This is a genomic window from Nonomuraea sp. NPDC003214, assembly GCF_053590035.1.
The window spans coordinates 559,433-581,072 of the sequence record NZ_JBSFSX010000006.1; the positions used below are offsets into that span (position 1 = coordinate 559,433).

Annotated in this window: 20 protein-coding genes; 11 read left to right on the forward strand and 9 right to left on the reverse strand. The window is 74.9% G+C overall.

Annotated features, from left to right (window positions below; genetic code table 11):
- Nucleotides 1-9 precede the first annotated feature (9 nt).
- Both ACWDXC_RS21675 and ACWDXC_RS21680 read left to right on the forward strand, forming a co-directional pair.
- The gene (locus tag ACWDXC_RS21675; protein ID WP_449984640.1) at nt 10-1,113 is read left to right on the forward strand and encodes a glycerophosphodiester phosphodiesterase; all 1,104 of its coding nucleotides are present in this window, start codon (nt 10-12) and stop codon (nt 1,111-1,113) included.
- Between the two features lie 10 nt (nt 1,114-1,123).
- Nucleotides 1,124-1,945, forward strand: a complete 822-nt coding sequence (locus ACWDXC_RS21680; protein ID WP_364179700.1) for a PIG-L family deacetylase — start codon at nt 1,124-1,126, stop codon at nt 1,943-1,945.
- On the opposite strand, the gene ACWDXC_RS21685 is transcribed toward ACWDXC_RS21680, so the two are convergent.
- Nucleotides 1,926-4,271 (reverse strand): DEAD/DEAH box helicase, encoded by a 2,346-nt coding sequence (locus ACWDXC_RS21685; protein ID WP_449984644.1) that lies wholly within the window; start codon nt 4,269-4,271, stop codon nt 1,926-1,928. The genes ACWDXC_RS21680 and ACWDXC_RS21685 overlap by 20 nt on opposite strands.
- A 232-nt stretch (nt 4,272-4,503) precedes the next feature.
- Between ACWDXC_RS21685 and ACWDXC_RS21690 the strand changes: the two genes are divergently transcribed.
- Nucleotides 4,504-4,932, forward strand: coding sequence for an SRPBCC family protein (locus ACWDXC_RS21690; RefSeq protein ID WP_449984646.1), 429 nt, complete (start codon nt 4,504-4,506; stop codon nt 4,930-4,932).
- A 23-nt stretch (nt 4,933-4,955) separates the two neighbouring features.
- Here ACWDXC_RS21690 and ACWDXC_RS21695 read toward each other — a convergent pair whose 3' ends face one another.
- Nucleotides 4,956-5,324 carry a hypothetical protein gene (locus tag ACWDXC_RS21695; RefSeq protein ID WP_219510041.1) on the reverse strand — a complete coding sequence of 123 codons (369 nt, stop codon included), beginning with the start codon at nt 5,322-5,324 and terminating at the stop codon, nt 4,956-4,958.
- A 162-nt stretch (nt 5,325-5,486) separates the two neighbouring features.
- Here ACWDXC_RS21695 and ACWDXC_RS21700 point away from each other — a divergent pair, with 162 nt between their 5' ends.
- From ACWDXC_RS21700 to ACWDXC_RS21725, 6 genes are read left to right on the forward strand one after another with little or no spacing between them, the layout of a single operon-like run.
- Nucleotides 5,487-8,273 carry a Na+/H+ antiporter subunit A gene (locus ACWDXC_RS21700; RefSeq protein ID WP_449984649.1) on the forward strand — a complete coding sequence of 929 codons (2,787 nt, stop codon included), beginning with the start codon at nt 5,487-5,489 and terminating at the stop codon, nt 8,271-8,273.
- Entirely contained in the window at nt 8,270-8,839 is a 570-nt protein-coding gene (locus ACWDXC_RS21705; protein WP_219510043.1) for a Na(+)/H(+) antiporter subunit C, read from the forward strand. The genes ACWDXC_RS21700 and ACWDXC_RS21705 overlap by 4 nt, the downstream gene beginning before the upstream one ends.
- Complete coding sequence (locus ACWDXC_RS21710; protein ID WP_449984653.1) at nt 8,839-10,389, forward strand: Na+/H+ antiporter subunit D; 1,551 nt, start codon at nt 8,839-8,841, stop codon at nt 10,387-10,389. The genes ACWDXC_RS21705 and ACWDXC_RS21710 overlap by 1 nt, the downstream gene beginning before the upstream one ends.
- Nucleotides 10,386-10,925 (forward strand): Na+/H+ antiporter subunit E, encoded by a 540-nt coding sequence (locus tag ACWDXC_RS21715; RefSeq protein ID WP_449984656.1) that lies wholly within the window; start codon nt 10,386-10,388, stop codon nt 10,923-10,925. Before ACWDXC_RS21710 ends, ACWDXC_RS21715 begins: the two co-directional genes overlap by 4 nt.
- Nucleotides 10,922-11,182 (forward strand): monovalent cation/H+ antiporter complex subunit F, encoded by a 261-nt coding sequence (locus tag ACWDXC_RS21720; protein WP_449984658.1) that lies wholly within the window; start codon nt 10,922-10,924, stop codon nt 11,180-11,182. The genes ACWDXC_RS21715 and ACWDXC_RS21720 overlap by 4 nt, the downstream gene beginning before the upstream one ends.
- Nucleotides 11,179-11,529: a cation:proton antiporter gene (locus tag ACWDXC_RS21725; RefSeq protein WP_219510047.1), complete on the forward strand. Its 351-nt coding sequence runs from the start codon at nt 11,179-11,181 to the stop codon at nt 11,527-11,529. The genes ACWDXC_RS21720 and ACWDXC_RS21725 overlap by 4 nt, the downstream gene beginning before the upstream one ends.
- Here the strand turns inward: ACWDXC_RS21725 and ACWDXC_RS21730 are convergent.
- Genes ACWDXC_RS21730 through ACWDXC_RS21750 form a run of 5 tightly spaced genes read right to left on the reverse strand, consistent with a single transcriptional unit; the run spans nt 11,496 to nt 16,367 of the window.
- On the reverse strand, nt 11,496-12,017 hold the full coding sequence (locus tag ACWDXC_RS21730; protein ID WP_364179712.1) for a DUF6328 family protein: 522 nt from the start codon (nt 12,015-12,017) through the stop codon (nt 11,496-11,498). The genes ACWDXC_RS21725 and ACWDXC_RS21730 overlap by 34 nt on opposite strands.
- A gap of 57 nt (nt 12,018-12,074) precedes the next feature.
- On the reverse strand, nt 12,075-14,099 hold the full coding sequence (locus ACWDXC_RS21735; RefSeq protein ID WP_449984663.1) for a xanthine dehydrogenase family protein molybdopterin-binding subunit: 2,025 nt from the start codon (nt 14,097-14,099) through the stop codon (nt 12,075-12,077).
- Entirely contained in the window at nt 14,096-15,067 is a 972-nt protein-coding gene (locus ACWDXC_RS21740; protein WP_449984665.1) for an FAD binding domain-containing protein, read from the reverse strand. The genes ACWDXC_RS21735 and ACWDXC_RS21740 overlap by 4 nt, the downstream gene beginning before the upstream one ends.
- Nucleotides 15,064-15,552: a (2Fe-2S)-binding protein gene (locus ACWDXC_RS21745; RefSeq protein ID WP_449984668.1), complete on the reverse strand. Its 489-nt coding sequence runs from the start codon at nt 15,550-15,552 to the stop codon at nt 15,064-15,066. Before ACWDXC_RS21745 ends, ACWDXC_RS21740 begins: the two co-directional genes overlap by 4 nt.
- Nucleotides 15,553-15,587: 35 nt before the next feature.
- Nucleotides 15,588-16,367 (reverse strand): alpha/beta fold hydrolase, encoded by a 780-nt coding sequence (locus ACWDXC_RS21750; protein WP_449984670.1) that lies wholly within the window; start codon nt 16,365-16,367, stop codon nt 15,588-15,590.
- Nucleotides 16,368-16,482: 115 nt separating this feature from the next.
- Between ACWDXC_RS21750 and ACWDXC_RS21755 the strand changes: the two genes are divergently transcribed.
- Nucleotides 16,483-17,646: an acetate/propionate family kinase gene (locus tag ACWDXC_RS21755; protein ID WP_449984672.1), complete on the forward strand. Its 1,164-nt coding sequence runs from the start codon at nt 16,483-16,485 to the stop codon at nt 17,644-17,646.
- A 9-nt stretch (nt 17,647-17,655) separates the two neighbouring features.
- On the opposite strand, the gene ACWDXC_RS21760 is transcribed toward ACWDXC_RS21755, so the two are convergent.
- Nucleotides 17,656-18,513 (reverse strand): tetratricopeptide repeat protein, encoded by an 858-nt coding sequence (locus tag ACWDXC_RS21760; protein ID WP_449984674.1) that lies wholly within the window; start codon nt 18,511-18,513, stop codon nt 17,656-17,658.
- 178 nt (nt 18,514-18,691) lie between these two features.
- Here ACWDXC_RS21760 and ACWDXC_RS21765 point away from each other — a divergent pair, with 178 nt between their 5' ends.
- Complete coding sequence (locus ACWDXC_RS21765) at nt 18,692-20,425, forward strand: ABC-F family ATP-binding cassette domain-containing protein (protein WP_449984677.1); 1,734 nt, start codon at nt 18,692-18,694, stop codon at nt 20,423-20,425.
- Nucleotides 20,426-20,579: 154 nt separating this feature from the next.
- Here the strand turns inward: ACWDXC_RS21765 and ACWDXC_RS21770 are convergent, their stop codons facing one another.
- The gene (locus ACWDXC_RS21770; protein WP_449984679.1) at nt 20,580-21,593 is read right to left on the reverse strand and encodes a hypothetical protein; all 1,014 of its coding nucleotides are present in this window, start codon (nt 21,591-21,593) and stop codon (nt 20,580-20,582) included.
- Between the last annotated feature and the right edge of the window lie 47 nt (nt 21,594-21,640).

A 21,640-nucleotide genomic window follows, 5' to 3' on the forward strand; every position in this document is an offset into this window, starting at 1 on the left:
GTCGCGCGCATGACGATGCGCGCGTTGATCGCCGGTGTGCTGGCGATGCTGTGCGGCGGTACGGTCGCCGTCGTGGTGTTCCAGACGACTCCCGCCGCCGCCGAGCGCCGCGGCCACGACCCCCTTGTCATCGCCCACCGGGGCGCCAGCGCCCTGCGCCCCGAGCACACGCTGCTCTCCTACGAGACGGCCATCGCCCTGGGCGCCGACTACATCGAGCCCGACCTGGTCTCCACCAAGGACCACGTCCTGGTGGCCCGGCACGAGAACGAGATCTCCGGCACGACCGACGTGGCGTCCAGGCCCGAGTTCGCCTCCCGGCGGGCCACCAAGACGATCGACGGCCGCCCGGTGACCGGCTGGTTCACCGAGGACTTCACGCTGGCCGAGCTGAAGACCCTGCGCGCCAAGGAGCGGGTGCCCGACCTGCGCCCGGGCAACACGGCGTTCGACGGGCTGGCGGAGATCCCCACGTTCGAGGAGGTCGTCCGACTCGCGCGGCGGCACGGCGTCGGCGTCTACCCCGAGACCAAGCACCCGAGCTACTTCGACTCCATCGGCCTGTCGCTGGAGGAGCCGCTGCTCGACGTGCTGGAGCGCCACCGGGTGCGCAAGGCGTACATCCAGTCGTTCGAGACCGCGAACCTGCGCGAGCTGAGCGGCCGCACGCGGCTGCCGCTCATCCAGCTCATCACGTACGGCGGCGCGCCGTACGACTGGGTGGCGGCGGGCGACGGGCGCACCTACGACGACATGGTGACGCCCGAGGGGCTGCGCGAGGTGGCCCGCTACGCCGACGGGATCGGCGTCGACACCCGCCGCGTCATCCCCGTCGGCCCCGACGGCAGGCTCCAGCAGCCCACGACGCTGGTCGCCGACGCCCACCGCAGGCGGCTGGACGTGCACGTGTGGACCGTCCGCAACGAGAACTCCCAGCTTCCCGCCGATCACCGGCTCGGCGATCCGGCCAGCCCGGTGTACGGGCGCGCGACGGGCGACGTGACAGGCTGGCTGTCGCGGCTGCTCGACGCGGGCGTGGACGGCGCGTTCTGCGACGATCCGGGCATCGGCCGGGCGGTGGTGGCGCGCCGTTCTGTCAGGGCCGGCGAGTAGGGTCTCAGGCATGGATCAGCAGCTCACCCTCATGGTCGTGCACGCCCACCCCGACGACGAATGCCTCAGCACCGGCGGCGTCCTGGCCCGCTACGGCGAGGAGGGCGTCCGCACGGTGCTGGTGACCTGCACCAACGGCGAGCAGGGCGACGGCCCCGGCGGCGTCAAGCCCGGCGACCCCGGCCACGACGCCGACGAGGTCGCCGAGCGCCGCCTGGCCGAGCTGCGCGAGTCGGTCGAGCACCTCGGGGTGGAGCACCTGGAGCTGCTCGGCTACCGCGACTCCGGCATGCAGGGCTGGGAGACCAACGAGCACCCCGAGGCGTTCGCCAACGTCGCGGTCGACGTGGCGGCGGCCCGGCTGGGCGAGCTGATGGAGCGCTACCGGCCGCAGGTCGTGGTCACCTACGACGAGACCGGCGGCAGCGGCTACTTCCACCCCGACCACGTGCAGACGCACCGCGTCACGATGGCGGCGGCCGAGGCGACCGGCATCCCGGCCAAGCTCTACCACACGGCCATCCCCCGGGCGGCGATCCAGCGCATGTTCGAGCTGATGCGCGACAGCGGCGTGGAGACCGACTTCGAGCCGTCCGACGACTTCGGCACCCCCGACGAGCTGGTGACGACCGTCGTCGACGTCACCGCGTTCACCGAGCGCAAGCTCAAGGCGCTGCGCTCGCACGAGAGCCAGGGCGAGAACATCTTCCTGCTGAAGATGCCTCAGGAGGCGCAGCAGCAGGCGTTCTCGCACGAGGCGTTCACCCGGGTGTTCAGCCGCGTCAGCGCGCCGTCGCACGAGGAGGACCTGTTCACGGGCCTGCGTCCGTAGCGGCCGGCCCGCCGGTGGCCAGGCGGAGCTGCTCCTCCTCGACGATGCGGCGGGCCAGCTCGCGCTCCGACACGTCGAGCGCCTCGGGCGTCGACTCGGCCAGCTCGCTGCGACGGGCGTAGGCGTCGAAGAGCGCCGTCTTGGCGTGCAGCAGCCGCAGCATGCGCTCGTCCACGCTGTCGGGCGACAGCAGGCGGTGGGCCTGCACGCGGCGGGCCTGGCCCATCCGGTGGGCGCGGGCCACGGCCTGGCTCTCCAGCGTGGGCTTGATCTGCGGCTCGCAGAGGATCACCACGGAGGCGGCCTGGAGGTTGAGGCCGACGCCGCCGGCCTGGATCTGGCTGAGCAGCACCGCGTGGCCGGGCGCCGCCGCGAACGCGTCGACGATCTCCTGGCGGCGCTCGGCCGGGACGCTGCCGGAGATCGGCCCGAAGCAGCCGCCGAGCTCCCCCTCCACGGCGGCGAGCACGTCGCGGAAGTAGGAGAAGACGACGACCTTGTGCCCGCCGCCGGCGGCCTCGCCGACGAGCTCGCGCAGCCGTTCGAGCTTGGCCGACTTCTCCGGCACCGCGTAGGCGGCGCGGCGCATGGCCATGAACCTGCCCGCCTCGACGGCCTCCCGATAGGCGGCGGCGTCGGCGGCGCTGAACTCCTCCCACTCGTCCACATGGACCAGGTCGGGCAGCTCGGTGAGCACGTCCTCCTGGTTGCGCCGCAGATAGACGGGGGCGACCGCGCGCCTGAACGCCCGGGCGCCCGCCACCGCGTCGCTCTCCCGCAGCCCGGCCAGCGCGCCCGGCTGCAGATAGCCGACAAGCGTGCGGAACTCCTCCACCCGGTTCTCCATGGGCGTCCCCGTGACGAACAGCACCCGCTCCACGCGGGCGCACCAGGCGGCGACGGCCAGCGAGCGCCGGGCCTCCGGGTTCTTCACGTAGTGGGCCTCGTCGACGACGAGCATGCCGACCTGCGGCCCGCCGCCGGCCCGCTCGCCGTCGAGCCGCCGCAGCCCCTCGAACGTCGTCACCGCGACGCCGCCGTGCTCGGCCCACTCCGCCTCGGCCAGGGCGCGCTCGCCGCCGTGCAGCCGGTAGGCGCGCAACGTGCTGCGCGTCTCCACCTCGCGCACCCAGTTGACCAGGACGCTCGCCGGGCAGACGACGAGGAAGCGCGTCTCCCCCCGGGCGGCCAGGTGCGCGAGCGCCGCGATGGCCTGGACGGTCTTGCCGAGCCCCATCTCGTCGCCCAGGATGACCCGCCGCTGCGCGAGCGCGAACCGGGCGCCGAACGCCTGGTAGCCGCGGAGCGAGACGCGCAGCAGGGTGTCGTCGAGCTCCTGCCCGCGCACGCGCGCCGACAGGTCGTCGGGCAGGAACCCCTCGGCGGCGGCGCGGTCGCGCGGCTCCACGGCGGCGAGCTCGGCCAGCAGGTTGTGATACTCGGCGGCGCGCAGCTCGTAGTCGATCCACGCCTCCATGCCGCCGGGCGCGGGGCGGAGCAGGTCGGCGGTGGCCTGGTTGATCAGCAGCCGCGTCTCGGTCTCGCCCTCCAGCAGCCCGCCGATCCTCCGCACGGCCTCCGCGGCCGCCGCCCGCCGCCGCCCGCCCGCGACCAGCCCCCGCCACCAGCTCGCGGCCGGCCGCGCCACCGAGACCAGCTCCCCGAGCCCTCCGGCGACACCAGAGGAGGCGCCGGTGCCGCCGGCCGCGACCCCGGGACCGGCGGGCCTCCCAGGGCCGACGGTGGAGGGGGCGGGCCCCGCAGCATCGGCCGGACCGGTGCCGGTGGTGGTAGGGCTGGAGGGCCCGGTGGGGGTGCCGGTGAGGGCGTCGGCGGTGCGGCGGGCGCGGGGGAGGTCGGGGCCGGCGGCGACGAGCCGGTGGAGGGCCGTGAGCAGCGCGGTGGTCTCGGGGTCCTGCCGCTCGACGTCGATGTGGACGGTCTCGGCCGCCTCCGCCGCGCGGGCGATCTCGCGGGCGGCGGCGTGCGCCTGCGCCTGCGTGCGGGGGCCGATGCCGGGGACGCGCTGGAGCTCGTACGGGGTCGCGTCCAGCACGTCGAGGACCGTGGCGTAACCGGCGGCCTCCAGGGCGCCGAGCCGCAGCCGGCCGCCGGTCGCGTCCCTGAGCCTGGTGATCGGGATGGCGGCGAGCCCCGTCCTGGCCTGGCGCCCGCGCAGCACCGACAGGGCGGCGTGCACGGCTTCGCGGGCGGCGTCGTGCTCCTGCCGCAGCGCGCCGGCCTCGTCGAGCAGCCGTGCGGCGCGGCGCAGCAGCTCGCGCACCTCGGCGCGGCCCGGCGCGATCGGGGGAAGGGGGTCGGGCATGGCCTCACTGTGCCACGCCGCCCCCACCCCCCGCGCCGCCGCCCGTGTCGCGCCCCCCTGCCCCACCCGCACCGCGCGCCTCATGGCCGCTCGTGCCGCGCACCTCGCCCGGGCCCTGGCCGGACGCTGCCCGTACGGAGCGTCCCGGGTAGGTCGGGCCCGTGGGCGGGCGGTTTGGGGACGGGGCGGGCGGGCAGGCGGTCGGGCACGGGATGGGGAACGGGGGTCGGTCATGGCGGAGTACGAGGCCACGCGGGGGATGCCGGCGGACAGCACGCTGGTGTACGGGATCGCGTCGGACGTCTCGATGGTGAACCGGTGGCTGCCGCACGGCCTGTGGGTGCGCGACAGCGGGCCGAACACGCTGGAGGCGGGCGGCGAGGTGGTGCCCGGCGAGGGCAGGCACGAGGGCCTGTTCAGCGCCTCGCCGGACCAGCTGCGGGTGGAGTGGGGCGGCCGGGACCACCCTGGTTACGCCGGCTGGCTGCAGGTGGCCGACGGGCAGAGCGGCGCCAGTGAGGTGACCGTGCACATCTCGCTCATGGACGAGCCGGGCGAGAAGACCTCGCGTGACCGGGCCGACGAGGTGCAGGCCATGCTGGAGGACGCGCTGCGCCGGCTGGCGGACGAGGTGAGCCGCCGGGTCACCGACGCGGGCTGAGGCGCGTCGGCCAGGCGCAGCGGTCAGGCGTCCTCGCGGCCGGGGTTCTCCAGCCGGAAGAAGTTGCTCTGCTTGCCGTCCTTCTTGTGCTCCTGGTAGATGAAGTTGAGCCCGCGCTCGTCGAAGGTGCGGAACCAGTCGTCCCAGGAGATCTCCTCCAGGTCGTCGCCGCCGTAGCCGGGGAAGTCGAACCGGAGAACCCCGGCCCGCCCGTCGTGCTCGGTGCCGGGGACGGTGGCGGGGCGGGCGCCGCGCTCGTCGGCCCACTTGCGGATCACGTCGTGGTCGGTGGTGATGAGGCTGCGGCCGGGCCGTTCCTCGTGCTCTCCGGTGGAGCCGATCTCCTGCTCGTACTTGTGCTCGCCCTCGACGGGGCGGTTCTGCTCGGACATGGCGCTTCTCCCCCTGTTGTCGTGCCCCTCCCGATACCCGTGGCTGTGGGCGGCATGTTCATGGGCTGGTGAGGTTCCGGTCAACCCGGGCCGCGCCTGCTCCGTGCCGGGTCCGGCAGGCGGGAGATTGGGGGAAGTGCCCACGCCTGTCCCGAGGAGACCATGGAGTCGCTGCTCATCCTGCACGCGGCAGCCGCCCTCTGCGCTCCATGGCTGACCCGGCTGCTGGGGAGGGACGCGTTCCCGCTGCTCGCGCTGGCTCCGGCGGCCGGCTTCTGCTATTCGCTGTGGGTGCTGGCCTCGGGGGTGCCGGAGGTGTCGAGCTCGTCGTGGGCGCCGGCGCTGGGGCTGTCGCTGTCGTTCCGCGCCGACGAGCCGGGCCTGCTGATGATGGCGCTGGTGACGGGGGTGGGGCTGCTGGTCATGGTCTACAGCTCGCGCTACTTCCCGGCGGGCGACGCGGGGCTGGCCAGGTTCGGCGGGTTCATGCTGGCGTTCGCGGGGGCGATGCTGGGGCTGGTCATGGCCGACGACCTGTTCCTGCTGTACGTGTTCTGGGAGCTGACGACGGTCTTCTCGTGGCTGCTGATCGGCTACGACCCGGAGAGCCGGGCGAGCAGGCGGGCGGCGATGAAGGCGCTGACGCTGACGACGCTGGGCGGGCTGGCGATGCTGGCCGGGTTCGTGGTGATCGGGCAGGCGGCGGGCACGTACCGGCTCTCGGCGATCGTGGCGGACCCGCCGCAGGGCGGGCCGGTGGCGGCGGGCCTGGTCCTGGTGCTGGCGGGGGCGCTGGCGAAGTCGGCGATCTTCCCGTTCAGCACGTGGCTGCCGGCGGCGATGGCGGCGCCGACGCCGGTCTCGGCGTATCTGCACGCGGCGGCGATGGTCAAGGCGGGCGTCTACCTGCTGGCCAGGCTGGCGCCCGCGTTCGGGGACGTGCCGGTGTGGCGGGCGGTGGCGGTGCCGCTGGGCGTGCTGACGATGGTGCTGGGCGGCTGGCGGGCGCTGCGGGAGACGGATCTGAAGCGGCTGCTCGCGTACGGGACGGTGAGCCAGCTCGGCTTCCTGACGATCCTGTTCGGGATGGGCACCCGGGACGCGGCGTTGGCCGGGGTGGCGATGCTGCTGGCGCACGCGCTGTTCAAGGCGGCGCTGTTCCTGGTGGTGGGCGCGGTGGACCACGCGGCGGGCACGCGGGACCTGAACCGGCTGAGCGGGCTGTGGCGGTCGGCGCCGTGGCTGTGCGCGGCGGCGGTGCTGGCGGGCGCGTCGATGGCGGGGGTGCCGCCGCTGGTGGGGTTCGTGGCGAAGGAGGCGGCGCTGGAGTCGCTGCTGACGTGGGAGACCTTCGACACGCTGGCGCTGGCGGGGGTGGTGGCCGGCTCGGCGCTGACCGTCGCGTACACGCTGCGGTTCCTGTGGGGGGCGTTCGGCACGAAGCGGGGGCTGCGGCCGTCGCCGGCGCATCGCACGCCGGCGGCGATGTTCGCGCCGGCGGCGCTGCTGTCGGCGCTGGGGCTGGCGCTGGCGCCGCTGGCGGGCGTGTACGACGCGGCCATGTCGGGTTACACGGGCTCCTTCCGTGACGCGGGGCACGGCACGCATCTGGCGCTGTGGACGGGCGCGGCGGTGCCGCTGCTGCTGTCGCTGCTGATCTTCGCCGTGGGCGGGCTGCTGTTCTGGGCGCGGCGGCCGGTGGCGCGGATCGGCGCGGCGTTGCAGTTCGCCGACTCGGCGACGCTGTTCTGGACGGTGATGCGGCGGCTGGACCTGTTCGCGATCCAGACGACCGGCATCGTCCAGCGCGGCTCGGTGCCGGACTACCTGCTGATCACGCTGGCGTCGGTGGCGGCGCTCGGCCTGTTCTCCTTCCTGTACGTGACGCCGCCGGACCTGGATCTGCGGATCGTCGCCTGGCAGCAGCCGGAGCAGCCGTTCGTCGTGGTGCTGATGGTCGCGGCGGCCGCGCTGGCGCTGGCCGCGCGCGCGTACGTGCTGCTCGCGGTGGTGACCGGGCTGACCGGGTACGGGACGGCGCTGCTGTTCCTGGCGCACGGCTCCCCCGACCTGGCGCTGACGCAGTTCCTGGCCGAGACGCTGAGCCTGGTGGTGTTCGCGCTGGTGCTGCGGCGGCTGCCGATCGAGCCGGTCCAGGCGCGGCTGCGCTTCCCGTTCCGGCTGGCGATCGGGCTGGTGGTGGGGACGGTGACGGCGGGCGCGGGGATGCTGGCGATGGAGGCGCGGCAGGCCGAGCCCGTCGGCGCGCTGATGGCGGGGGCGGCCGAGCGGGCCGGGGCGCACAACATCGTCAGCGCGCTGCTGCTGGACATCCGCGCCTGGGACACGCTGGGCGAGAGCACCGTGCTCGTCGTGCTCACGCTGGGCGTCACGAGCCTGGTGTTCCTGCGGCGCACCTCGTACACGATCGAGCGGGACGAGGGCGGCACGGCCCGGCCGCCGGGGCGGCCGCACTGGCTGAGCTCGGCGCTGCCCCGGGGGGAGCGGGCGCTGGCGTTCGAGGTGGCGGCGCGGCTGACGTTCCACACGGTGCTGCTGCTCTCGGTCTACCTGCTGCTCGTCGGGCACAGCCTGGTGGGCGGCGGGTTCGCGGGCGGCATCGTGGCCGGGCTGGCGATCACCGTGCGCTACCTGGCGGGCGGCCGGTACGAGCTGGCGGCGGCGGTGCCGGTGCACGCGGGCGTGCTGCTGGGCGCGGGGCTGACGCTGACGACCGGCACCGCGCTGGCAGGGCTGCTGTCGAGCGGCGCGGCGCTGACGATGCTGGCCGCCGACGTGACGGTGCCGCTGCTCGGCACCCTGCACCTGTCCACGGGCCTGCTGTTCGACCTCGGCGTGTACGTGACCGTGATCGGGATGGTGCAGGACGTGCTGCGCGCGCTGGGCGCCGAGCTCGACCGTCAGATCGAGAAGGAGGACGCCTCGTGACGATCCCGCTGCTGCCGTTCGCCGCCTCCGGGGTGCTGATCGCCACCGGGGTGACGCTGATGCTGGAGCGGAGCCTGGTCCGGCTGCTGGCCGGGGTGGTGATGCTGGGCAACGGGGTGAACCTGCTCATCGTCACCTCCAGCGGCAGCCCGGGCAGCCCGCCGATCCTGGGCCGGTTCCCGCAGGAGGGGATGGCCGACCCGCTCCCGCAGGCGATGGTGCTGACCGCGATCGTCATCACGCTGGGCGTGACCGCGTTCCTGCTGGCGATGGTGCACCGGTCGTGGCAGCTCACCGGCAGCGACGAGGTGCAGGACGACACCGAGGACCGGCGGGTGCGGCTGCGCGCGCGGGCGGGCGAGCTGAGCGAGGCGGTGCGGCGCAGGCAGGAGGAGTACCGGCGGCTGCTGGCCGAGGAGCGGGTGCAGCGGCCCACGGAGAAGGAGGCCCGGCGGCGGCTGCGGCTGCGGCGGCGCGAGGCGCTGCGGCTGATGCGGCACGCCATCCGGCAGGAGCGGGCGCGGCAGGCGCTGGCGCTGGACCCGGAGCTGGAGGGCGACGACTGATGGAGAGCCTCGTCGCGGTGCCGGTGCTGCTGCCGCTGCTGGCGGCCGGGGTGAAGCTGGCGATCGGCGCGCGGCTGCGCCATCTGCAGTCGCTCATCAGCATCGTGACGCTGACGATCACGGCCGTGGTGTCGCTGGTGCTGCTCGTGGAGGTGGACGCGCACGGGCCGGTGGTCACCGAGCTGGGCGGCTGGGAGTCGCCGGTGGGCATCTGCCTGGTGGCCGACCGGCTGTCGACGCTGATGCTGGTGGTCTCGACGCTGGTGACGCTGTGCGTGATGGTGTACGCGGTGGGCGGCGCGTACGCCGACCAGGAGCACGACGCGCCCATGGCGATCTTCAATCCGGCGTTCCTGGTGATGGTGGCGGGGGTGGCGGACGCGTTCCTGTCGGGTGACCTGTTCAACCTGTTCGTGGCGTTCGAGATGCTGCTGAGCGGCTCGTACGTGCTGCTGACGTTCGGCGGCACCCAGTCGCGCATCCGGGCCGGGGCCACGTACACGGTGATGGGGCTGGCCTCGTCGATGCTGTTCCTCATCGCGCTGGCCGTCACGTACGCGGCGACGGGGACGCTGTCGTTCGCGCAGCTCGCCGAGCGGTTCGGGCCGCTGGACACGCACGTGAAGCTGCTGATCGAGCTGACGCTGCTGCTCGCGTTCGCGATCAAGGCGGCGATCTTCCCGCTGTCGGCGTGGCTGCCGGACTCCTATCCGACGGCGCCCGCCCCGGCGACCGCGGTGTTCGCCGGGCTGCTCACCAAGGTCGGCGTGTACGCGATCATCCGGCTGGAGGCGCTGCTGTTCCCCGGCGGGCCGGTGGCGACGCTGCTGATGTGGGTGGCGCTGGCGACGATGCTGGTGGGAGTGCTGGGCGCGGTCGCGCAGACCGACATCAAGCGGGTGTTCTCCTTCACGCTGGTCAGCCACATCGGCTACATGGTGTTCGGGGTGGCGCTGTCGACCGTGCAGGGGCTCAGCGGGGCGATCTTCTACGTGGTGCACCACATCACGGTCACGACCGGGCTGTTCCTGGTGGCGGGGCTGATCGAGCGGCGGGCCGGCACCACGCGGGTGGAGCGGCTGGGCGGGCTGATGACGGCCACGCCGCTGATCGCGCTGCTGTATCTGATCCCGGCGCTGAACCTGTCGGGCATCCCGCCCATGTCGGGCTTCCTGGGCAAGCTGGCGCTCATCCAGGCCGGGCTCGCCGACGGCAGCCCGCTGGCGCTGCTGCTGGTCGCGGGCAGCCTGGCGACGAGCCTGCTCACCCTGTACGCGGTGGCCAAGGTGTGGGGCAAGGCGTTCTGGCGGGCGCCGGAGCCGTCGGTCACCGGGACGGTGGTGGAGAGCGACGAGTCCACCGGCGAGGACCCGGTGGTGACCACGACCACGATGCCGCTGACGCTCGTCGGGTCCACGGCGGCGCTGGTGGTGCTCGGGCTGTCGTACACGCTGCTCGCCGGGCCGCTGTCGGCGCTGACCGACCGGGCCGCCGCCGAGCTCATGTCCCGGGGGCCGTACGTCTCCGCCGTGCTGGGGAGGGGCGAGTGACGTCGAGGCTGCTCACGCCGAGGGTGTTCGGCAGGCCGGTGCCGGTGCCGCTGGTGGCGTGGCTGACGCTGATCTGGGTGCTGCTGTGGGGCAGCGTGTCGCCGCTCACGCTGGTGGGCGGGGTGGTGGCGGGGGCGCTGGTGGTGTGGCTGCTGCCGCTGCCCGTGCTCGACCCGGGCATCAGGCTGTGGCCGGTCGCGTTCGTGCGGTTCGCGGCGTGGTTCGGGCTGGACCTGGTGACCTCGACGGTGCGGGTGGTGTTCTGGGTGCTGCATCCGGGGCCGCCGCCGACGGGCGTGGTCCGGGCGCCGCTGCGCACCTCGTCCGAGTCGATGATCATGATGGTGATGGTGGCGGTGTCGACCGTGCCGGGGAGCCTGGTGCTGGAGTACCTGCCGGAGCGGCGTGAGCTGGTGCTGCACCTGCTGGGGCGGCGCGGGGACCTGGACGAGATCGGCCGGGCGGAGGTGGCCGGGCTGGAGTCGCGCATCGTCCGGGCGTTCGGCACCTCGGCCGACCGGGAGGAGCTGGGATGACCACGGTTTATCTGGTGACGCTGGCGCTGCTCGCCTGCGGGGCGGCGGCGGCGCTCTACCGGGTGGCGCGGGGGCCGTCGATGCTGGACCGGGCGGTGTCGCTGGACGTGCTGACGTCGCTGGCGATGTGCGGGCTGGGCGCGTTCGCGGCGGTCACGGACGACTATTCGGACGTCCCGATCCTGCTGGTGCTGTCGCTGCTCGGGTTCGTCGGGTCGGTGTCGATCGCCCGCTTCTTCCCCGGCCGGTCGCGGTGAGCGTGCTGGACGTGGCGGCGGCCGCGTGCCTGCTCACCGGGGCGGTGCTGGCGCTGTCGGCGGGGGCCGGGCTGATGCGCTTCCGCAACACCCTCGACCGCATGCACGCCGGCACCAAGCCGCAGGTGCTGAGCGTGCTGCTGGTGCTGCTGGCGATGTGGCTGCGCGAGCCCACCCTGTGGCTCGCCGGGCCGCTGCTGATCGTCGGCGTCTCCCAGGTGATCACGGTGTCGGTGGCCGCGTACGTGATCGCCAGGGCGGCCCACCGCCGCCGCGCCCCCGAGGACGACGACGGCACCGCGCTGCCGCCCGATCACTCCCCCGCGCCGGGCCGCGAGCGGCGCTGAGACCCGCCGTCGTCCCCGTTGGAGTTGTGCCGGTCGATGGCCGGCTGGGCGAACCACGCCCACGCCGCCAGCGCCGCCACGACCCCCGCCGTGCCCCAGGCGAGCGCCGAGTCGAACAGGAAGTCCACGACCAGCATCGTCGCCGCCGTCATCGACATGGCCAGCGCCAGCGCCCCGGCGATCCCGTAGAAGTTGGAGCGCCGCACCAGCCGCTCCTTCAGGCCCTGCCGGAACAGCACCCGGTGCTGGTTGGCCGGCGCGATGTAGCAGATCGACGCGATCGCCGCGCTGACCAGCGCCACGTAGAACAGCCACCGGTCGAACGCGCTCAGCCGGACGAACCCCTGCGAGAACGGCACCGTCAACAGGAACGCGAACAGCACCTGCACCCCGGTGACCGCCACGCGGGCGCCCTGCAGCAGCTCGACGAAATTACGGTCGGCCCGCTCCTGCCGGGTCTCCCTGTCCTGCTCCGGCACCTGTTCCATACCCGCCCTCCCTGACCTCGCGCCTGCCGGGGATCTCCTCTTCCTTGAGGAAGCGGGTCAAAACCCCGCCAGCAGCTTGGCCGGGGTGATCGGCAGGTCACGAACCCGGAGGCCGGTGGCGTGGTGGACGGCGTTGCCGATCGCGGCGGCCGTGCCGACGATGCCGATCTCGCCGATGCCCTTGGCGCCCATCGGGTTGAGGTGCGGGTCGTCCTCGTCGATCCAGTACGCGCGCACGTCCGGCACGTCGGCGCACGCCGGGACGTGATACTGGGCCAGGTCGTGGTTGCCGAACCCGCCGAACTCCGCGTCGGTGACGCTCTCCTCCATGAGCGCCATGCCGAGCCCCATCGTCATGCCGCCGACGAACTGGGAGCGGGCCAGGTCGGGGTCGATGATCCGGCCGGCGGCGAACACGCCGAGCAGCCTCGGCACCCGCACCTCGCCGGTGTCCGGGTCGACGCGCACCTCGGCGAACTGCGCGCCGAACGCGTGCCTGGCGTAGTCGCCGCCCCTCCCCGCCTCCCCGGCGGTGTCGGCGGCGCCGTGCTTCCCGTCGCGCAGCAGCTCCTCGCACGCCCGTACGACGGCAGAGCCCCACGAGGCCAGGCCCATCGAGCCGCCGGCGAGCGGCGCGGCGGGCAGGTCGCTGTCGCCAAGCTCGACCCGCACCCGGCCGGCGGGCACGTCGAGGGCGCGGGCGGCGATGGCGGTGAGCGCCGTGCGGGCGCCGGTGCCGATGTCGGCGGCGGCGATCCTGATCACGAAGGCGTCGTCCTCGGCGGTGGCGGTGGCCTGGGAGGGCCGGGTCATGGCCGGGTAGGTGGAGGCGGCGACGCCGGTGCCGACCAGCCAGCGGCCGTCGCGCCGGACCCCGGGCGCCGGGTCGCGCCCCTCCCAGCCGAACCGGCGGGCGCCCTCGCGCAGGCAGGCCACCAGGTTGCGGGAGCTGAACGGCAGCCCGCCCTCCGGCTCGGCGTCCGGCTCGTTGATCACGCGCAGCTCGATCGGGTCGATCCCGGCGGCCACGGCCAGCTCGTCCATCGCCGACTCCAGCGCGTACATGCCGGGGCACTCGCCGGGGGCGCGCATCCAGGAGGGGCTGGCGACGTCCAGGCGGGCCAGCCGGTGCGCGGTGCGCAGCGCCGGCGTGGCGTACATGGTGCGGGCGGGCACGGCGGCCTGCTCGGCGAACTCGACGAGCGTCGAGCTCTGCACGCGCACCTCGTGGTCGAGCGCGGTCAGCCGGCCGGTCGCGTCGCAGCCGAGGCGCAGCCGGTGGATGGTGGGCGTGCGGTAGCCGGTGACGTCGAAGAGCTGCTGCCGGGTGAGCGCGATCTTGACCGGGCGGCCGGTGGCGCGGGCGGCGAGCGCGGCGAGTATCGCGTGCGGCCGGGTGGTGCCCTTGGAGCCGAAGCCGCCGCCGACGTGCCGCGACACGACGCGCACGCGTTCCGGCGGCAGGCCGAGCGTGCGCGCGATGGTGTCGCGGTCGGCGGCGGCGCCCTGGGTGGAGTCGTAGACGGTCAGCCGGTCGCCGTCCAGGACGGCCAGGGCGGCGTGCGGCTCCATCGGGTTGTTGTGCAGCGGCGGCGTGCTGTAGGTGACGTCCACGGTGACGGCGGCGCCGTCGAGCCCGGCGGTCACGTCGCCCTTCACGGTGTCGGCGGGGAAGGCCGGGTTGACCTTCTCCGGCCGGTAGAGGCCGGGGTGGTCGGCGCGCAGCAGCACGTCGTGCGGCTCGGCCGCGTAGGTGACGCGGACGGCGCGGGCGGCGGCGCGGGCGTTCTCGTAGGTGTCGGCGACGACGGCGGCGACGATCTGCCCCCGGTAGGCGACGTCCCGGCTGCTGAACAGGCGCAGCTCGGGGTCGGCGTCGCCGGCCAGGTCCGGCGGGTCGTCGCTGGACAGCACGGCCAGCACGCCGGGCATCGCGCGGGCCGCCTCGGCGTCGATCGCGGTGACGCGGCCCTTGGCGATCCCGGACTGGACGGCGTAGGCGTGGGCGACGCCGTCCACGGGGTACTCGGCGGCGTACAGGGCTCGGCCGGTGACCTTGTCCCGGCCTTCGACACGGTTCACGGGGTCAGCTCCTTCAGCGCGCGCACGATCACGTTGCGGGCCATCGGCACCTTGTAGGCGTTGCGCGGCAGCGGCCTGGCCTGGCCGAGCTCGGTCTCGGCGGCGCGGGCGTAGGACTCCTCGCCGGCGGGGGCGCCGAGCAGCGCGGCCTCGGCGCGGGCGGCGCGCCAGGGCGCGTGGGCGACGCCGCCGAGCGCGAGCCGGACGCCGGTGACGGTCCCGTCGGCGCCGACGTCGAGCGCGGCGGCGACCGACACCAGCGCGAACGCGAACGAGGCGCGCTCGCGCACCTTGAGGTAGGCCGAGCGGCCGGGCGGCGGGGGCGGCAGCTCCACGGCGGTGATCAGCTCGCCGGGCTCCAACACGGTGTCGCGCTCGGGCTCGTCGCCGGGCAGCCGGTGCAGGCCGGGCATCGGCAGCACGCGCGAGCCGGCCGGGCCGGTCACGTGCACGCGGGCGTCGAGCGCGGCCAGCGCCACCGCCATGTCCGACGGGTGCGTGGCCACGCACGCCTCCGAGTGGCCGAGCACGGCCAGGTGGGAGTGGTCGCCGGGGATGGCCGGGCAGCCGGAGCCCGGCCGCCGCTTGTTGCACGGCTTGGAGACGTCCTGGAAGTACGGGCAGCGGGTGCGCTGCAGCAGGTTGCCGCCGACGGTCGCCAGGTTGCGGATCTGCCCGGACGCGCCCGACAGCACGGCCCTGGCCAGCATCGGGTAGCGGGCCAGCACCAGCGGGTGCGTGCCGAGGTCGCTGTTGCGCACGGCCGCGCCGACGCGCAGCCCGTCGCCGGCCGCCTCGACGCGGTCCAGCGGCAGCCTGCTGACGTCCACCAGGCGCTCGGGCTCGGCCACGCCGAGCCGCATGAGGTCCACCAGGTTCGTGCCGCCGCCCAGGTACATGTCGCCGGGCCGGAAGCCCGCCACCGCGGCGGCCGGGTCGGCGGCGCGCGTGTACTCGAACGCCTTCACCGCGCCACCTCCGCGATCGCGGCCACGATGCCCTGGTAGGCGCCGCACCGGCACAGGTTGCCGCTCATCCGCTCGCGGATCTCCCCGGCGGTCAGCTCGGGCTCGGCGGTCAGGTCCTCGGTGACGGCGCTGGGCCCGCGCTCGGCCAGCATCCCGGCGGCCGAGCAGAGCTGCCCGGGGGTGCAGTAGCCGCACTGGAAGGCGTCGTGCGCGATGAACGCCTCCTGGAGCGGGTGCGGCGCGCCGTCGCCGGCCAGCCCCTCGACCGTCGTCACGGCCTGCCCGTCGCAGGCCACGGCCAGGAGCAGGCAGGAGTTGGCCCGCCGCCCGTCCAGCAGCACCGTGCAGGCGCCGCACTGGCCGTGGTCGCAGCCCTTCTTCGAGCCGGTCAGCCCGAGCCGTTCGCGCAGCAGGTCGAGCAGCGAGGTGCGGGGATCCACGGGCAGCGTGCGCTCGTCTCCGTTCACGCGCAGGGTGATCTCCATGGCCGCTCGACTACCCGGGCGCCGCCGGGGACAAGCTACTCGTCCAGGAAATTCTGGATGACCCTGGCGAACGCCTCGGCCTGGAACTCCAGCGGCACCATGCCGCCCTCGATCACCGCCGTCCGCGCGCCGGGCAGCCGCCCGGCCAGCGCCTTCAGCTCCGGGAAGGCGTACGGGTCGGCCGACGCGCCGACGACCAGCACCGGGCAGCGGATCAGCCCGAGCCGGTCCTCCATCCGGTACGCGGCGACCGCCCGGTGCCCGAGCTCCACGTCGGGCCAGACGGCCAGCGCGTCACGCACGAACCGGGCCAGCAGGTCGGGCCGCTCCGGCGGGTAGAAGCCGGCGCGGCCCGCCCACAGCGCGGTCAGGTGCGAGCCGTCGGCGTTCTCCTCGGCGTGGTCGACCGGCGGCCTCTCGCGCCGCACCCGCCTGCCCTCGGCGTCGACGAGCGGCGTGGACGACAGCACCAGCGCGGTGACCCGCTCCGGGGCCCGGCTCGCCGCCTCGATCGCGATCACGCCGCCGGTGTGGTGCCCGGCGATCGCGGCGCGCTCCAGGCCGAGCGCGTCCATCAGGGCGAGCACGCCGCCCGCGTACGCCTCCACGGTGTGTTCGGGCGGCGACGCCGAGGCGCCGAACCCGAGCGTGTCCATGGCGACGGCCCGGCGCGTGCGCCCGAGCAGCGGCAGCACCTCGCGGTACTCGTCCCACGACCGGGGTGACTGGTGCAGCAGCAGGACGGGTTCGCCCCGCCCGCACGAGGCGTAGTGGATCTGTCCGAACGGCGTGCCGGCATACCCGAACTCGATCATTCGCGGCCCTTCCTGGCGACGTGCTCCCCCGGCAGCGTAAAGGGCGGGCCAGGGCATGTGTCACGCCATGCCTCACGGGTAGCGCCGACGGGGACGGCGATCGGCAGGGAGGAACATGACGGCGCAGGTGTGGGACGGCGGCCCGGCGGCGGTGCTGACCGTGAACGCGGGATCGTCCAGCCTCCGCCTCGACCTGGTCGACGGCGGCAGCGTCGTCGACAGCGCGCACGCCGAGCGCGCCATGGAGCCGGACGCCGCCCGCGAGGAGCTGTCCGCCTTCCTCGGCCGCCACCTGGACCGCGACGTGGCGGCCGTCGCGCACCGGCTGGTGCACGGCGGCGACCTGGTGCGCGCTCCGGTGGTCGCCGATGACGAGCTGGCGCGCGGGCTGCGCGAGCTGACCGGGCTGGCGCCGCTGCACCTGCCGCCCGCGCTGGCGCTGCTGGACGCGGCCCGCGAGCTGCTGCCCGCCGTGCCGCACGTGCTCTGCCCCGACACCGCCTTCCACGCCGCCCTGCCCGACGCCGCCGCCGTCTACCCGCTGCCGCGGCCCTGGCGGGAGCGCTACGGGCTGCGCCGCTACGGCTTCCACGGCCTGTCGTACGCGTGGGCGTCGGGCCGGGCCGCCGAGCTGCTCGGCCGGCCGGTCGCCGACCTCGGCCTGGTGCTGGCGCACCTGGGCGGCGGGGCGTCGGTGTGCGCGGTGTCGAGCGGGCGCAGTGTGGACACGTCGATGGGCTTCACGCCGCTCGACGGGCTGCCGATGAGCAAGCGGTCCGGCGCCGTCGACCCCGGGATGCTGCTGTGGCTGCTGGAGGACGGTCGGCTCACGCCGGACGAGCTGCGCCGCGGCCTGGAGCGCGAGTCGGGGCTGCTGGGGCTGTCCGGCGGGCGTTCCGGCGACACCCGCGACCTGGTCGCGGCCGAGCGGGACGGCGACCGGGCGGCCGGGCTCGCGCTGGAGGTGTTCTGCCACCGGGTCAGCCGGGAGATCGCCGCCGCGGCCACGTCGCTGGGCCGCCTGGACGCGCTGGTGTTCACCGGGGAGATCGGCTGGGACCAGCCGGAGGTGCGCGAGGCGGTCTGCCGCAGGCTGGGGCTGCTCGGCGTGGCGACGCCGGTGCGCGGCAACCGGGCCGACGACGGCCCGGTCAGCGCCCCCGGCGCGGCCGTCCCGGTGCTGGTCGTCGAGGTGCACGAGGAATTGCAGCTCGCCCGCGAGTGCCTGCGCGAGCTGTACGGGCCCGCCGCGCCGCAGGAGGCCGACCGCGGCCCGTGAAGCCGGTGATCACGGGTGGGCCTCGCCCAGATCCGCCCAGTCGCGTCCCGGGGCGCGCCCGCGCCACTCGGCCAGCAGCTCGGCCGCCCGCGACGGCGGCGCCGCCAGCCACATCCGCTGGGTGCCGCCCTCGGCGGCGTGCCGCTCCTGCTCCACGCTGCCCTCGCTGCAACAGGCGCACAGCACCCGCACGTTCCCGGCCGGCTCGGCGCCCAGCCCGGCCGCCGCGAACAGCTCCACCAGCTCCCCCACGTCCGCGCCGCTCCCCGTGACGGTGACCGACAGCGTCGGCAGGTCGGACGTCGCCCACAGCATCAGCTCGTCGAACACCGGATAGCGCACCCCCTCCACCACCCGCTCGCCGCTGGGCGCGCCGTCGTGCAGCACGATCTCGCCGAACCTGCGGTCGGCCGCCAGCGGCACGCTGACGACCCTGGCCCGCGCCGGGCAAACCCGCCGCACCCACACGACCTCCGGCTCGCCGTCCGGCTCCAGCCGCACGCACGCCATGCCGAGATCGGCGTCGATCTCCCCCTCGCCCGGCGGCAGCGTCAGACCGTAGCCGGCCCAGGCGTCCCTGGCGGTCGCCCAGTCACGCATGATCGTGGCGGCGATGCCGAGGTTCCAGAACGCCGGCTCCTGCTCGCCGCGCGGATAGCGGGCCGCCGCCTCCTTGCCGATCTCGTACGCGTGCGCCCAGTCCTTGCGGAACTTGTGCGCCAGCGCCAGGTCGAACCACCACGCCGGGCTCCGCTCGCCGTCGGGCTCCAGCGCCACCAGCTCGGTCAGGCCCCGCACCGCGCCGTCCCAGTCCTCGCGGTCCCACGCGGCGTACGCCGCCCGCTCCAGCTCGCCCGGCGCCGTCATGTGCGCTTCCCTTCCCGTCAGCGATCTGATCGTCCGACGTCATGGCAACCATCTCCCGACATGCGGCCGTGCGGCAACATCACGTAACCTGGTGCCATGTCGACGCCCCGAGTTTCCTAGCTGAGGACCCGCTTCCACGCCAGAAGTGTGTCCTCGAGCTTTCTCGGAGCGTCATCCCATGATCACCGTTCGTGACGTCGAGCTGCGCGCGGGTTCCCGCCTGCTGCTGTCCGGCGTGTCCTTCACCGTCTCCCCCGGCGACCGCATCGGCCTCGTCGGCCGCAACGGAGCGGGCAAGACCACCCTGCTGACCGCGCTCGCCGGTCACGCCCGCCCGGCCGCGGGCACCATCACCACCACCGGCCCCACCGCCTACCTCTCCCAGGACGCCCGCCCCGCCGGGACCTGGACCTCCCCCGAGGATCCGAGAGGGCCCGCCACCCCGCCCTCTCCCGGAGGACCGCGCGGGGCCGCCACCCCGGGCTCGCCCGCAGGGCCGGGCGAGGGCGTCGCGTTTCACTCCCCCGAAGGGTCGGCGCTGACGGTGGCGGGGCGGATCCTCGGGGCGCGGGGGCTCGGGGAGGCCGTGCGGCGGTTGCGCGCCGCCGAGGCCGCGATGGCCGAGGCCCGCGACGAGGCCGCGCTGGAGCGGGCCATGGCGGAGTACGCGCGGGCCGAGGCGGCGTTCCAGGCGGGCGGCGGCTACGCGGCGGAGGCCGAGGCGGCGCGCGTGGCCGCCGGGCTGGGGCTGCCCGCGCGGCTGATGGACCAGCCGCTCGCGACGCTGTCCGGCGGCCAGCGGCGGCGCGCCGAGCTGGCCCGCATCCTGTTCGCCGGCCACGACGGCGTCCTGCTGCTGGACGAGCCGACCAACCACCTGGACGCCGACTCGCTCACCTGGCTGCGCGGCTTCCTCCAGGGGCACCGGGGCGGCCTGGTGGTGATCAGCCACGACACCGGCCTGCTGGAGGCGGTCGCGAACCGGATCTTCCACCTGGACCCGCACCGCGCCACGATCGACGTGCACAACACCGGCTGGCGCGCCTACCTGGCGCAGCGCGGGAGCGACGAGCGGCGGCGCACCCGGCAGCGGGCGAACGCCGAGCGCAAGGCCGCCGCGCTGCACGCCCAGGCGGACCGGATGAAGGCCCGCTCGGCGACCGCCACGATGGCCAGGAGCATGGCCCGCCGCGCCGACCGCATGCTGGCGGACCTGGAGCCGGCCCGCCGGGCTGACCGGGTGGCGCGCATCCGGCTGCCCGACCCGGCCCCCTGCGGGCGTACGCCGCTCGGCGCGATCAGCCTGACCAAGTCCTACGACGGCCACCGCGTCCTGGACGGCGTGGACCTGGCGGTGGACCGGGGCAGCCGCCTGGTCGTGCTGGGGTTCAACGGGGCGGGCAAGACGACGCTGCTGCGGCTGCTGGCCGGGGAGGAGGAGCCGGACAGCGGCCGGGTGGTGCGCGGGCACGGGCTGCGGCTGGGCTACTTCGCCCAGGAGCACGACACGCTCGACCCGGCGCGGACCGTACGGGAGAACCTGGCGGCGGCGGCCCCGCACCTGACGGACGGCGAGGCGCGGGGGGTGCTGGGGGCGTTCCTGTTCTCGGGCGACGACGCCGGCAAGCCGGCCGGGGTGATGAGCGGCGGCGAGAAGACCCGGCTGGCGCTGGCCGGCCTGGTGCATTCCGGGGCGAACGTACTGCTGCTGGACGAGCCGACCAACAACCTCGACCCGGCGTCCCGGGACGAGGTCCTGGCGGCGGTCGGCTCGTACCCGGGGGCGATCGTGATGGTCACCCACGACGAGGGGGCCGTAGACGCCCTGCGCCCGGACCGCGTCCTGCTGCTGCCGGACGCGGAGGAGGACCTGTGGAACGACGACTACCGCGACCTGGTGTCACTCTCCTGACGAGCGCCCCGCCGTCACCCCGTGAGCAGCCGGTGCAGCCTGCGCGCCTCCTGGACGAAGCGGGCGGAGCCGGCGGCCGTGTCACCGGTCTTGACGGTCTTGAGCAGGTCCTCCCACATGGCGGGGACCCTAGCGGCGGCCCCCGACAGTCCGGTCAGGCGCGCAGGTCGTCGATGGCGCGCAGGACGGCGCGCTCGTCCAGCATCACGGAGGCGGTGAGGCCGAGCAGGGCGCTGATCCCGCGGGTGGCGGGGCCGCCGTGGCGGTGCTCGTGGAAGGCGGCGGCGAGCGTGAGCAGGCCGGTCCGCAGCGACGGCCCGGGGAAGGTGACGGCGGGGGCGCAGCGGCGCAGGTGCTCGGCGTGCCGGTCCTGCCAGGGCTCCCAGCGCCAGCCGGGCCACAGCCGCGGCGCGTCGGGGAGGACCTGGGCGAGGTCACGCGTCGTCCACACGCCCGCCGTGCGCGTGTCGGCGTCGAGGTGGATCCCGGCCGTCGGCGCGTCCGGCCAGGCTGAGACGGGCTCCCAGGCCGCGTACGTGTCGAGGGAGGCGGGCCCGTGGCCGATGACGGCGTCGACGGGCGGGCTGACCGGGTAGCCGCGCACGGTCCCGGCGCGGGCGACGGTGACCAGGCACGCGGGCTCGCCCGGCGCGGCCCGCCGCAGCGTGTCGGGCCAGGTGGGCAGGGAGGCGGGCAGCGGGCTCCCGGGCGGGTAGACGGCGGGGTCGAGCCAGAGCATCGGCATCCTGGCCGCAAGCTCCTCGGGCGTGCGCGCGCCGGGCGGCACCGGCATCGACCGGGGCGCGGCCACCCCGGCGGGGTCCTCGCCGACGGCGCGGACCAGGTCGGCCAGGCCGTCGTAGGCCCATTCGACCCGCCAGCCCGCCCAGGTGGTGGCCAGCACGCGCAGCGCCGCGCACCGGTAGGACGGGTCGGCGCGGCACGGCGAGAACCACAGCAGCCGCCGCTCGTCCACGTCGACGAGCGCGGCCCCGGTGCACAGGACCTCGTTCATGAAGGTGGTGTCGGCCCGCTGACGTTCGGCGTGGGCGAGGCCGGCGGCGGGGCCGGGCAGCAGCTCCAGCTCCAGGTCGTAGCCGGCCCACGGGGAGTAGCGCAGGCTCCAGGAGCCGTGCCGTTTGATCACGAAGTGTGCTCGATCACCCACGCAGCGATACTAGAGGCGTCTTCCTCCCCGCATCCGGGTTTTCCCCG

What these genes read in the sequence shown, in the direction of transcription:
- ACWDXC_RS21710 (WP_449984653.1), top strand. Translation starts at nt 8,839, where the DNA reads ATGGAGAGCCTCGTCGCGGTGCCGGTGCTGCTGCCGCTGCTGGCGGCC.
- ACWDXC_RS21685 (WP_449984644.1), bottom strand. Translation starts at nt 4,271, where the DNA reads ATGCCCGACCCCCTTCCCCCGATCGCGCCGGGCCGCGCCGAGGTGCGC.
- ACWDXC_RS21690 (WP_449984646.1), top strand. Translation starts at nt 4,504, where the DNA reads ATGGCGGAGTACGAGGCCACGCGGGGGATGCCGGCGGACAGCACGCTG.
- ACWDXC_RS21700 (WP_449984649.1), top strand. Translation starts at nt 5,487, where the DNA reads ATGGAGTCGCTGCTCATCCTGCACGCGGCAGCCGCCCTCTGCGCTCCA.
- ACWDXC_RS21765 (WP_449984677.1), top strand. Translation starts at nt 18,692, where the DNA reads ATGATCACCGTTCGTGACGTCGAGCTGCGCGCGGGTTCCCGCCTGCTG.
- ACWDXC_RS21720 (WP_449984658.1), top strand. Translation starts at nt 10,922, where the DNA reads ATGACCACGGTTTATCTGGTGACGCTGGCGCTGCTCGCCTGCGGGGCG.
- ACWDXC_RS21755 (WP_449984672.1), top strand. Translation starts at nt 16,483, where the DNA reads ATGACGGCGCAGGTGTGGGACGGCGGCCCGGCGGCGGTGCTGACCGTG.
- ACWDXC_RS21730 (WP_364179712.1), bottom strand. Translation starts at nt 12,017, where the DNA reads ATGGAACAGGTGCCGGAGCAGGACAGGGAGACCCGGCAGGAGCGGGCC.
- ACWDXC_RS21680 (WP_364179700.1), top strand. Translation starts at nt 1,124, where the DNA reads ATGGATCAGCAGCTCACCCTCATGGTCGTGCACGCCCACCCCGACGAC.
- ACWDXC_RS21675 (WP_449984640.1), top strand. Translation starts at nt 10, where the DNA reads ATGACGATGCGCGCGTTGATCGCCGGTGTGCTGGCGATGCTGTGCGGC.
- ACWDXC_RS21760 (WP_449984674.1), bottom strand. Translation starts at nt 18,513, where the DNA reads ATGACGGCGCCGGGCGAGCTGGAGCGGGCGGCGTACGCCGCGTGGGAC.
- ACWDXC_RS21750 (WP_449984670.1), bottom strand. Translation starts at nt 16,367, where the DNA reads ATGATCGAGTTCGGGTATGCCGGCACGCCGTTCGGACAGATCCACTAC.
- ACWDXC_RS21745 (WP_449984668.1), bottom strand. Translation starts at nt 15,552, where the DNA reads ATGGAGATCACCCTGCGCGTGAACGGAGACGAGCGCACGCTGCCCGTG.
- ACWDXC_RS21695 (WP_219510041.1), bottom strand. Translation starts at nt 5,324, where the DNA reads ATGTCCGAGCAGAACCGCCCCGTCGAGGGCGAGCACAAGTACGAGCAG.